The following is a 9,937-nucleotide window of genomic DNA, read 5'->3' as shown; positions in this document are numbered from 1 at the left end:
CTTTTTTATCACTTGCTAGTTTTGAAACAAGGATTATTTCTTACCTAGTAAATTACTTGGTTAACTTGATGGGCATGGGGCTACCCCAAATACCTTGTATAGTGTTTAAATTCCCACCAATAATACGTCCAGTAGTTTTTCCGCCCATTACTGAAATCCAATTGTTCGGTCGAAGATCTTTTTCTTTCGTTTTTTCTTCCCAATTAATAAATTCATCTGACCAAAATAACGGCTGGTTTATGTTGTAAGGAAGGTGTTGATCAGTTAATAAAGTATCCGCAAAATATTTGTACGTGCAATCTACGAAAGGCTCAAATTCACCAAAAGAAGGAACAAGTGCTGGACCATAAAATGTAGGAATTCCTGTTTTTGCATAAATACCTAGTAATAATGCTGTTGTGTCTGAATAGCCAATCATTATTTTAGGATTCTTTTGAAAAGTCTCATAATCAATATAAGGTAATAATGAATTTGAATTCAGTCCCCCAATTGTCGACATGATACAAGAGACGTTAGGGTTTCTAATCAAGTCATTTAATTCCTCAGCACGCTCTTTAATGCTCCCGGAACGATAATAATCATATTGACCTGTTAGTGAACCTTCTAATATATGAAATCCTTTCTTTTGTAAGTATAATTTTGCGCGCTCAAATCTCTTTGGAGAAGTATAGGTTACTGGTGAAGAGGGAGAGTAGTTGCCAATGGTATCGCCATATTTTAATGCTTTTGGAAGTATCATTTGTATAAATCCTTTCTATTATATAGTGTTTTTGTGTTTAAATGTAATTGAATATTCTTATATTTCGTTGTTTTTAGTGTAACACATATGAAAAAGAGAACGAGGTTGAAATTATAATTGTTATAGATGAATAAATATGCTTTTTACCTTGACGATATAAAGTAATTGTTGTTATGGTTAAACATGAGTGTATAAAAGGTTTGTTAAAGGAGTTTTAGAATGAAGCGGTTAAAATGGGGAAGATTAACAATCCTGTTAGTAGTAATTCTGGGTATATGTTGGTTCTTTTTCCAAGGAGTTCAAAAGAGTGAAACAAATGTAGATACTCAGCCTTTACAAGTGGCAGAGCTACCTAAAACAGGGCTATCTGAAAAAGTAGTTCCACCAAAATATATACCACCAGAAATTGATGCAAAAGCAGCTATTATTATCGATGCGAGTAATGGAGAAGTTATTTATCAAAATAATGAAAATGAAGCTGTTGCCCCTGCTAGTATGTCAAAAATGATGACAGCATATCTCGTTTTAGAGAGTATACATAATGGGAAAGTCCACTGGGAAGATCCAGTGAAAATAAGTGCAAAGTCGGCACAAACAGAGGGTGCAAAAATCCCGATGCAAGCAAATGATACATTAACTGTTAAGGACTTATATCATGCGTTAATGATTGAATCGGCTAATAATTCGGCTGTCGCTTTAGCGGAACATGTAGCTAAGACAGAAAAAAACTTTGTTCAACTTATGAATGAAAAAGCAAAGCAGTTAGAAATGTCAGATAAAGCTAAATTCGCGAATGCTTCCGGATTGCAGGAGCCCGACGGAAGTGAAACGAAAATGACAGCAGCTGACGTATCGAAATTAGCGTACCATCTTATAAAAGATTACCCAGAGATATTAGAAGTGACTCACTTACGTCAAAGTCAGTTAGCATTTAATAATATTAATGTTACAAACACAAATGAGATGTTAAACAAAAATAATAAAGCTTTATATATAGAAGGAATAGACGGTTTAAAAACAGGGTTTACAGATAGCGCAGGGTATTGTTTTACAGGTACTGCAAAACAAGGCGATAATCGTGTTATTACAGTTGTTATGGGGACAAAAAGTAAAACAAAACGTTTTACAGAAACAAATAAATTAATGTCCTATGCATTTCAATTGCTTAATTAGGTGAAGAAAGAAGTAATTTAGATTGTTATAAAAATAAGACAGACAGTTTATTGAACCTTGATTTTGGTGACAATAAACTGTCTGTCTTATTTTTTGACGTATAGGAAGTGGAAACTCAAGTGATATCATTTGAGTTTGTTTTTGTTTGTTGATATTATTAAGTTAAGAACTTATTAATAATAAGTTCGAGAGGCATTACATGCTTCGTACATATGATACTGCCTCAAATGAAAATTGGAGGGAATTGTAATGGCAAAAGATTTTTACTCAGCAATTGAAGACAGAAGATCTATTTACGCGATTAGTAAAGAGCAAGTAGTTTCTGATGAAAGAATTCAAGAAGTGATTTATCATGCTGTGAAACATACACCTTCGGCTTTTAATTCTCAAAGTGCAAGAGTTGTTGTATTACTAGGTGAACAACACGACAAATTATGGAATGTTACGAAAGAAACGTTACGAAAAATTGTGCCTGAAAATAATTTTGCACCTACTGAAGAGAAAATGAATGCATTTAAAAGTGGCTATGGAACAGTTTTGTATTTCGAAGATAGTAAAGTAGTAGAAAGTTTGCAAGAGAACTTTGCACTATATAAAGATAATTTTCCTACATGGTCTCAGCAATCTTCTGGAATGTTGCAATTTGCGATTTGGACAGCATTAGAGATTGAAGGTTTTGGTGCTACACTACAGCATTATAATCCGTTGATTGATGAGGAAGTAAAAAAAGAATGGGATGTACCTGAAAACTGGAAGTTAACTGCGCAAATGCCATTTGGTAAACCGGTAGTTTCGGCAGGAGATAAAGAATATCAGCCATTAGAAACTCGTGTGAAAATTTACAAATAAAATAAAAAATAAAAGGTGAACAGAGATATAATCTGTTCACCTTTTATAAGTAGTAAGGATTTTTTTTGTAGGAATTTTTCATCTGATTTTTTAATTTGTTTTTACGTGTTTCAATAGTTGATACTTTTTGTAATGTTATAATTGAAACGAATTGAAAAAAAGCATAGTACAGTTCTATATTTTTATTTATAGGATCATCTATTATGTTTTTCATAAATATATCTCCTTTTTTTATCTCACTATTTGCGGGCAGTAAGGCTTCCATATCAAAATTCAATGATACGTATAGAATACCGACCTGTAAAAGTTCGATTGGTTTCAGTGTGGGGTGAATAAAATTTGTATGGATTAAAATCCTACTTTATATATGATAATATAAATATCCTGAAAATTCCATGGATAGTGAAAAATAGATAGTGGAATGTGTATTTTCGTCAAATTAGAACAGAATTTTTGGAGTTAAATCTTACAAATCGTCAAATCTTTTAAAAACGATGGATAATATCAAAAATAGTTTTCTAAAAATATTATACTATTGATAAAAAAAGCATTTTTTGTCATGATAAGAGTATGCTTCATGGAAGGGACTTTACTAGAAAATACATTCTTTGCATTGTATTAGATTAATAGAGTTTTTTAAAGTGGATAGCAAAAGAAAAATATATATTAAGATAATGAATGGAATGTCGAATTTTCAATGAAATACATAAGAAATTTGAAAAAAGCATTGCAAAAACACACTGTTTAATGATAAAGTTCACATGAAGTTCACACTAAATTCACTTCAATCGTTTAAAATAAACGATGTGTGAAAAATAAAACTCTTGCTAAAAAATGGAACTGGATGAATATTTTACTTTGATAATATTGTAAAGTACTAAGTTTATAGTTTTCTCAAGAGGATAGTAGGGAAAGGAAGTAAAGACAACTTATGAAAAAAGTAATCGCAGGTTTAGCAGCAGCATCTGTAGTAGGTGTAGCAGTTCCTGGAATGGATTCTGCTCATGCACAAGTTTCAAATGATGCGCTAAAAGAAATTAATGGACAAACTCAAACTCAAACGACTGTAACTGAAACAAAAACGGTAGAAACAACTTCTGAATTAAAATACACAGTAACAGCTGATGTATTAAATGTACGTTCAGGTGCTGGTACAGGACATAACGTTATTTCTAAAGTGAAATCAGGTCAAGTACTTCAAGTAATTGGACAAGAAAACGGTTGGTTCAAAGTTAGTGTAAATGGTCAAACAGGTTATGTAAGTGGGGACTTCGTAACAACTGGTGGCAATAAAGGAACTACTACTACTGTTCAGCAAGGAACAGGTACTTACACAGTAAACGTTTCTTCATTAAACGTACGTACAGGCCCAAGTGCATCTCATACTGTTTTAGGTTCTGTAAATAAAGGAAAAACAGTTCAAGTTGTAGGTGAAGTTCAAGAATGGTTTAAAATTAACTTCAATGGTGGAACTGGATACGTAAGTAAAGACTTCGTAACAAAAGGTGGTTCAGCTGTATCTAACGAAACTCAGCAACCAACTACAAACAACAACAATACTACTACAGTTCAAACTGGTGGATCTTATGTTGTTAACACAGGTGCTTTAAAAGTACGTACAGGTCCAGCTACATATAACCCTGTAATTGGTGGGGTAACAAATGGTACAGTATTAAACGTTACTGGCGCTGAAAATGGTTGGTATAAAATTAACCATAATGGCCGCACTGGTTACGTAAGTGCAGACTTTGTTAAGTTTGTAAAAGGCGGAGTGAATAATGTAGTTACTGGTGGTAACCAAGGTACGAACCAAGGTACGAACCAAGTACAAAAACCAACAGCACCAACAGGTGGAGATACATCTTCAATCGCTGGATTCGCTAGATCTTTAAATGGTTCACCATACAGAACTGCTGGTACAACACCTGCTGGTTTTGACTGCAGTGGATTCATTCACTACGTATTAAATCAAACTGGTCATAAAGGCGCTCGTCAAACAGTTGCTGGATACTGGAGCTCTAAAACAAAGACTAACAGTCCACAACCAGGTGATTTAGTATACTTCCAAAATACTTATAAATCAGGTCCTTCTCACATGGGCGTTTACTTAGGTAATGGACAGTTCATCAGTGCAGAAACTGACGCAACTGGTGTACGCATTAGCTCTGTAAGCAACTCTTACTGGAGTAAGCACCTATTAGGTTACACAAAAGCATACTAAGAAAAAGTATTTTATATACTTTTCGTATAGAGAAAAGGCTTTCCAGGGAAACTTGGGAAGCCTTTTTCATAGTTGGATAAACTAACAGTATAGTAGTATTTATCCTGCTATTTGCGGGATAATAATCAGCGGGGATGGACAAATCCCCGCTGATTAAAGTTTCACTTTATGTCAATTTTCCATGCAAAAACTTAGCATATAAATCATGAAAATAGTTTGGACGGAATAAGTTTGCTGCATGACCTGCTAATGGAATTTCTTTATATAAAACGTTCGGAAGAATGGACTTCAAATCAAAGAGACAAGATTTATAGAGATGATCATGTTCTCCCATCACCCATAATATAGGATGGGGAAGTGCTTTTAATTTAGATTTTAAGTCGAATTCTAAGCGGTGTCGTAATGACTCAGCAATAATGGACGAGTGTAATTGTAATCCGAAACGGTAATAAATATTTCGTGAAATAACAGCGAATGGATTTGCCCTTAGTATTCCACTTGGAAAAATAGTACTAGCATACTGAGAAAGCCAAGATGAATATTCATCACCACGTTTTTCCCAAAAATTCTGAAAAACATTATATAAACGGGAAGGGTTATTATAATGTCCACCAATATGACAAATACTCAATACTTTTTCTGGATGCATTTGTGCAAATGTCGTAGAGATATAACAGCCATAGCTTAGAGCGCAAATATGAGCCTTTTTAATTCCCTCTTTTTCATACAAGTTCAATAATTGATCTACGAGGCGCTGTATTGAAAAGTCGATAGCTTCTCCTTTATCGTCGCCGTGACCTAATAAATCATAAGTTATAATGTTGTAGGAGGCAGAAAATCGTTTATGCTCTTTTTTGAAGGCGCGGCGATTTCCAACTAATCCATGAATAAAAATGATTGTTTCCTTTTCGGAATGTGTATTTGTTTGCAAAAAGGATACTCCTTTCAATGCTGGAGATTTATATAGTGTTTTAAATTAGCTAATTGATAAAATTAGTTATATATTTTCTATGCGTAGTCTATAATTTACATAGAATAATAATAAGTACCAGGTAATAATATCAGATATTTATACTTGTTGTAAAGATGAGTTTATATGTATATTTTGTAAAATTAGAAAAAAGTGTGTTTACATTCAGTTTACATTTATAGCGTATTCTAGTTTTAGAAAGAATAGTTTTGTTTATAACGAGGAGATGAACGACAATGGAAGTTAGGAATACAGAAAAGAAAAAAGGGAATTGGAGGCAGTTTTTACGTCTCATTCAAGATACAAATCCACCGAAAGGCATTCTTATTTTTGCATTAATAATGAGCTTACTTTCTACTGGAGCGAGTTTGTTTATTCCAATGCTGACAAAAGGTTTAGTTGATAATTTTTCACTTTCTTCAATTAGTACGGGACAAATTGTTGGATTAATTGCATTCTTTATTATTCAAACAATTGCTGCAGGATTGTCAATTTATTTACTGAATTATATTGGACAAAAAATTGTAGCTGGACTTAGAGAACGATTGTGGAAAAAGGTACTTATTTTACCAGTGTCTTATTATGATCAAAACAGAACGGGAGATACAATTAGTCGTATGACAAATGATACAGGTGTTGTTAAAACATTAATTTCTGAGCATTTGTCAAACTTATTAACAGGCGGTATCTCAATTATTGGGTCATTAATTGTATTATTTGTTTTAGACTGGAAAATGACAATTTTACTTTTAACGGTTATTCCATTATCGGTACTAATTTTAGTTCCACTTGGACGGAAAATGTATAAGATTTCAAAAGCACTTCAAGATGAAACGGCTTCTTTTACTAGTGTATTAACACAAGTACTATCAGAAATTCGTTTAGTAAAATCTTCAAATACGGAAAAAAAAGAATATGAAACAGGTAATACAGGTATCCAAAAATTATTGCAATTTGGTTTGAAAGAAGGAAAAGTGCAAGCATTAATTTCACCTGTTATGTCGTTTGTTTTAATGGCATTGCTTGTTATTATCGTAGGGTATGGTGGAATGCGAGTTTCTAGTGGTGCATTAACAACAGGTGAACTTGTAGCATTTATTTTGTATTTGGTTCAAATTATTATGCCAATGAGTCAGTTATCAATGTTCTTTACTCAGTTCCAAAAAGCAATTGGTGCAACCGAAAGAATTAATACGATTTTAGAATATGAAGTAGAAAATCATGAAACAGGTATGAATGTTACAAATGCGAAGCAGCCGATCGTTATTGAAAATGTACATTTTGAGTATAACGAAGAAGAGAAAATCTTGAAAAATATCGACTTCACGATTGAATCTGGAAAAGTAACGGCGATTGTAGGACCGAGTGGTAGCGGAAAAACAACTTTATTCTCGCTGTTAGAACGTTTTTATGAGCCAACTAGTGGTTTCATAAAATTAGGGAAAGAACCAATTAAAGCATATTCATTACAATCATGGCGACGTCAAATTGGTTACGTTTCACAAGATAGTCCGTTAATTGATGGAACGATTCGTGATAATATTTGCTACGGTGTTGAGGGTGAAGTGACGGATGAAGAAATTGAAAAAGTAGCAGCGATGGCGTATGTTGATGCGTTTATTCATGATTTACCAAGTGGATACGCAACAGAAGTTGGAGAGCGTGGTGTGAAGCTTTCTGGAGGGCAAAGACAACGAATTGCGATTGCTCGAGCGTTACTACGAAACCCGCAAATCCTTATGTTAGATGAAGCGACGTCAAGTCTTGATAGTAAATCGGAATCGGTTGTTCAGAAGGCGTTAAATAACTTAATGAAAGGTAGAACAACTTTAGTTATTGCGCATAGACTTTCTACTGTTGTAGATGCAGATAAAATTATCTTTATTGAAAAAGGGAATCTTACAGGAAGTGGCTCACATGATGAGTTATTACGGACACATGACATGTACCGTGAATTTGCAATGCAACAATTGAAAATTAAAGAAGGAGCATTATAGAATGAAAACAAACAGTGAAGGGGCACTTCACTGTTTGTTGATTTTAGAGTGCTAAAAAGTATGTTAAGCAGAAAGGATATGATTCCTTGATACCCAAAATTTTAATTGTAGATGATGATCCGCACATTAGAGAACTTGTTTCTGTATTTTTGGAACGAGAAGGTTTTCAAACATATGAGGCCGTTGATGGATTAGATGCTCTTCGAAAAATAGAAGAAGTGAAAGTCGAAATGGCGATTATTGATATTATGATGCCAAATATGGATGGGTTTGATTTATGTTATGAATTAAGAAAATACTATGATATCCCAATTCTTATGCTGACTGCTAAAGGTGAAACATCTCAAAAAGTAAAAGGATTTCACCTCGGAACAGATGATTATCTTGTAAAACCATTTGATCCTTTAGAATTAGTTGTGAGAGTGAAGGCATTATTGAAACGTTACCAAATTACAGTATCGCAATCTATTCAAGTTGGGAATGTACTGTTAAATCGTAAAACATTTGAAGTTAACGTTGGAGAACAAACGGTGACGCTGCCGCTAAAAGAATTTGAGTTGCTCTTTACATTAGGATCTAAAGCGGGAAGAACTTGTTCAAGAGAGCAATTAATAGAAGACGTATGGGGATATGATTTTGAAGGGAATGAACGCACGCTAGACGTTCATATTAATCGGTTGCGTGAAAAGTTTCAAGAAGAGCTATCAAAGTTTAGTATAAGGACGATAAGGGGCTTAGGGTATCGCTTAGAGGTAAGTAAATGAGAAAAAGAGAAAGAATGAGTAAGATGAAGATGTTAAAAGTAATGGGGGCGATAGTAGCGCTCTTTGCTTTTCTTACTATAATTTGGTCAATAGCCTTTTTTGTATCGTCTAGTGTAATGAAAGCTTTTGAAATAAACGTATCGCCTTTTATTACTTTTCTAATTAGTGATATGGTCGGCTTTGTTTTTATCGTTCTTATTTGGACATTAATCGGAATTTTAATGAGACCGAAGCGAGAGGCGATGATTTGGACGATCATTGAACCGATACAAAAAATTGCAAAAGGGGACTTCTCTGTAAAAATACGGAATGAAGAAAAGTATGATGGTGAAATTGGTGTGCTTGTAAAAAGTATTAACGATATGACGGATGAACTTAATGCAATGGAGAAAATGAGACAAGAATTTGTATCGAATGTTTCTCATGAAATACAGTCGCCATTAACATCTATTAAGGGATTTGCTCGAGCGCTACAAGATGATAATCTACCAGTTGAAAAAAGAAAACATTATCTTACTATTATTGAAACTGAAACAACGCGATTATCTAAATTGAGTCAAAATTTATTGAAGCTAACACTTTTAGAGTCAGAGGAGTATTCACCAGAAAGAGCTACTTATCGATTAGATCAACAGTTGAAACAAATTGTGTTAAATAGTGAGCCTCTTTGGGATGAAAAAGGACTTGAGCTAGATCTTGATATGGATAAAGTGTGTGTTACTGCAGACAAAGAAAGTATGAGCCAAGTATGGATTAATTTAATTCATAACAGTATTAAATTCACACCAAATGGTGGCACGATTACAATTCATTTAAAAGAACATAAAGAATTCCTGGAAGTAAGTATTCATGATACGGGAATTGGTATATCCGAAGAACAGAAACAACATATTTTTGAACGTTTTTATAAAGCGGATTCTTCACGAAACCGTGCTTATGGAGGAAGTGGATTAGGTCTAGCAATTGTAAAAAAAGTACTCGACCTTCATCAAGGAAAAATAAAAGTTGAGAGTGTAGAAGGAAATGGTACAGAATTTATTGTGCGTATTCCAAATCATGAAGAAAAATAGTGTTAGAAGGAGGCCTTCTAACACTATTTTTCTTTAAAAATGCATTTACCATTACTATAGTTACCTATAAGTAACCTACGCACATAAAAGTGCATCATTGCCTTTTTACATAAACATAGATACACTTTTAATATAATAAACAACTGAGAAGATT

The 9,937-nt window shown here is 33.6% G+C and carries 8 protein-coding genes and 1 pseudogene; 6 read left to right on the top strand and 3 right to left on the bottom strand.

Going from position 1 to position 9,937, the window contains the following annotated elements; all coding sequences use genetic code 11:
• Positions 1 to 76: 76 nt before the first annotated feature.
• Positions 77 to 739, bottom strand: a pseudogene (locus AC0IXC_RS07380) (S66 family peptidase); the annotation flags it as partial.
• 219 nt (positions 740 to 958) lie between these two features.
• On the opposite strand from AC0IXC_RS07380, the gene AC0IXC_RS07375 reads away from it, so the two are divergent.
• Positions 959 to 1,912: a D-alanyl-D-alanine carboxypeptidase family protein gene (locus AC0IXC_RS07375; RefSeq protein ID WP_002031349.1), complete on the top strand. Its 954-nt coding sequence runs from the start codon at positions 959 to 961 to the stop codon at positions 1,910 to 1,912.
• A gap of 249 nt (positions 1,913 to 2,161) precedes the next feature.
• Positions 2,162 to 2,761: a nitroreductase family protein gene (locus AC0IXC_RS07370; RefSeq protein ID WP_002141347.1), complete on the top strand. Its 600-nt coding sequence runs from the start codon at positions 2,162 to 2,164 to the stop codon at positions 2,759 to 2,761.
• 43 nt (positions 2,762 to 2,804) lie between these two features.
• On the opposite strand, the gene AC0IXC_RS07365 is transcribed toward AC0IXC_RS07370, so the two are convergent.
• Entirely contained in the window at positions 2,805 to 2,975 is a 171-nt protein-coding gene (locus tag AC0IXC_RS07365) for a hypothetical protein (RefSeq protein WP_002086168.1), read from the bottom strand.
• 717 nt (positions 2,976 to 3,692) lie between these two features.
• On the opposite strand from AC0IXC_RS07365, the gene entFM reads away from it, so the two are divergent.
• On the top strand, positions 3,693 to 4,982 hold the full coding sequence (gene entFM, locus AC0IXC_RS07360; protein ID WP_341086043.1) for an enterotoxin EntFM: 1,290 nt from the start codon (positions 3,693 to 3,695) through the stop codon (positions 4,980 to 4,982).
• A gap of 166 nt (positions 4,983 to 5,148) precedes the next feature.
• Here the strand turns inward: entFM and AC0IXC_RS07355 are convergent, their stop codons facing one another.
• Positions 5,149 to 5,913, bottom strand: a complete 765-nt coding sequence (locus AC0IXC_RS07355; RefSeq protein WP_002141349.1) for an alpha/beta fold hydrolase — start codon at positions 5,911 to 5,913, stop codon at positions 5,149 to 5,151.
• A gap of 275 nt (positions 5,914 to 6,188) precedes the next feature.
• Between AC0IXC_RS07355 and AC0IXC_RS07350 the strand changes: the two genes are divergently transcribed.
• From AC0IXC_RS07350 to hitS, 3 genes are all read left to right on the top strand, one after another.
• Positions 6,189 to 7,949, top strand: coding sequence for an ABC transporter ATP-binding protein (locus AC0IXC_RS07350; RefSeq protein WP_326996464.1), 1,761 nt, complete (start codon positions 6,189 to 6,191; stop codon positions 7,947 to 7,949).
• 86 nt (positions 7,950 to 8,035) lie between these two features.
• Entirely contained in the window at positions 8,036 to 8,713 is a 678-nt protein-coding gene (hitR, locus tag AC0IXC_RS07345; RefSeq protein ID WP_002031358.1) for an envelope stress response regulator transcription factor HitR, read from the top strand.
• The gene (hitS, locus tag AC0IXC_RS07340) at positions 8,710 to 9,783 is read left to right on the top strand and encodes an envelope stress sensor histidine kinase HitS (protein WP_016103187.1); all 1,074 of its coding nucleotides are present in this window, start codon (positions 8,710 to 8,712) and stop codon (positions 9,781 to 9,783) included. Before hitR ends, hitS begins: the two co-directional genes overlap by 4 nt.
• Positions 9,784 to 9,937 lie beyond the last annotated feature (154 nt).

Source organism: Bacillus sp. AC266 (assembly GCF_979253805.1).
This window is presented reverse-complemented; position numbering and strand designations above follow the sequence as displayed.

What these genes read in the sequence shown, in the direction of transcription:
- AC0IXC_RS07375 (WP_002031349.1), top strand. Translation starts at nt 959, where the DNA reads ATGAAGCGGTTAAAATGGGGAAGATTAACAATCCTGTTAGTAGTAATT.
- AC0IXC_RS07370 (WP_002141347.1), top strand. Translation starts at nt 2,162, where the DNA reads ATGGCAAAAGATTTTTACTCAGCAATTGAAGACAGAAGATCTATTTAC.
- AC0IXC_RS07365 (WP_002086168.1), bottom strand. Translation starts at nt 2,975, where the DNA reads ATGAAAAACATAATAGATGATCCTATAAATAAAAATATAGAACTGTAC.
- entFM (WP_341086043.1), top strand. Translation starts at nt 3,693, where the DNA reads ATGAAAAAAGTAATCGCAGGTTTAGCAGCAGCATCTGTAGTAGGTGTA.
- AC0IXC_RS07350 (WP_326996464.1), top strand. Translation starts at nt 6,189, where the DNA reads ATGGAAGTTAGGAATACAGAAAAGAAAAAAGGGAATTGGAGGCAGTTT.
- hitS (WP_016103187.1), top strand. Translation starts at nt 8,710, where the DNA reads ATGAGAAAAAGAGAAAGAATGAGTAAGATGAAGATGTTAAAAGTAATG.